Origin of the sequence: Borborobacter xinjiangensis (assembly GCF_047739745.1) — a bacterium.
GTDB lineage: Bacteria > Pseudomonadota > Alphaproteobacteria > Rhizobiales > Rhizobiaceae > Pseudaminobacter.
Genome location: NZ_JBLLVA010000083.1, coordinates 1 through 1248 on the forward strand (window position 1 = coordinate 1; position 1248 = coordinate 1248).

Annotated in this window: 1 protein-coding gene; it reads left to right on the top strand. The window is 63.8% G+C overall.

The annotated features are described in order from the left end of the window. Nucleotide 1: 1 nt before the first annotated feature. On the top strand, nucleotides 2-1248 hold a 1247-nt coding region (locus ACLKMW_RS26420), incomplete at its 3' end, for an NAD(P)-binding domain-containing protein (RefSeq protein ID WP_415727500.1).

Below are 1248 nucleotides of genomic sequence, written 5' to 3' on the forward strand. Positions count from 1 at the left end.
CATTCCCGAGATCGTCTGCTTCGAAAAGCAGGCCAATTGGGGCGGGCTGTGGAACTACACCTGGCGCACCGGCCTGGACCAGTATGGTGAACCGGTGCACGGCTCGATGTACCGCTATCTGTGGTCGAACGGCCCCAAGGAGGGCCTGGAATTCGCCGACTACTCGTTCGAGGAGCATTTCGGCAAGCAGATCGCCTCCTATCCGCCGCGCGCGGTGCTGTTCGACTATATCGAGGGCCGGGTCAACAAGGCCGGGGTGCGCGACTGGATCCGCTTCGAGACCGTCGTGCGCCTGGTCACCTGGGACGCATCCACTCGCAAGTTCACCGTCACCGTGCAGGATCTGCCCAACGACCACACCTATTCGGAGGAGTTCGACCATGTGATCGTCGCCTCGGGCCACTTCTCGACCCCGAACGTGCCGGAATACCCCGGCTTCGACCGCTTCAACGGCCGCATCCTGCACGCCCATGACTTCCGCGACGCCCGCGAGTTCAGCGGCAAGGACGTGCTGTTGATCGGCACCAGCTATTCGGCCGAGGACATCGGCTCGCAGTGCTGGAAATACGGCGCCAAGTCGATCACCAACTGCTACCGCACCGCGCCGATGGGCTTTGCCTGGCCCGACAACTGGGAAGAAAAGCCGCTGCTGGAGAAGGTCGAGATCAACACCGCCACCTTCAAGGACGGCTCGACCAAGCGCATCGACGCCATCATCCTGTGCACCGGCTACAAGCACCACTTCCCCTTCCTGCCCGACGATCTGCGCCTGCGGACCGCCAACCGGCTGGCCACCGCCGACCTCTACAAGGGCGTCGCCTATGTCCACAATCCGGCGCTGTTCTACATCGGCATGCAGGACCAGTGGTTCACCTTCAACATGTTCGACGCCCAGGCCTGGTGGGCGCGCGACGTGATCCTCGGCCGCATCGCGCTGCCGGCCGGCAAGCAGGAGCTGGTCGCCGACGTCGAGGACCGCGTGGCGCGCGAGGATGCCGGCAAGGACAGCTACGACGCCATCCGCTACCAGGGCGACTACGTCAAGGAGCTGATCGCCGAGACCGACTATCCGAGCTTCGACGTCGACGGCGCCAACCAGGCCTTCTTCGAGTGGAAGAAGCACAAGAAGCAAGGCATCATGGAGTTCCGCAACCACTCCTATCGCTCGGTCATCACCGGCACCATGGCGCCGCCGCACCACACGCCGTGGAAGGACGCCCTCGACGATTCGCTCGAGGCGTATCTGCA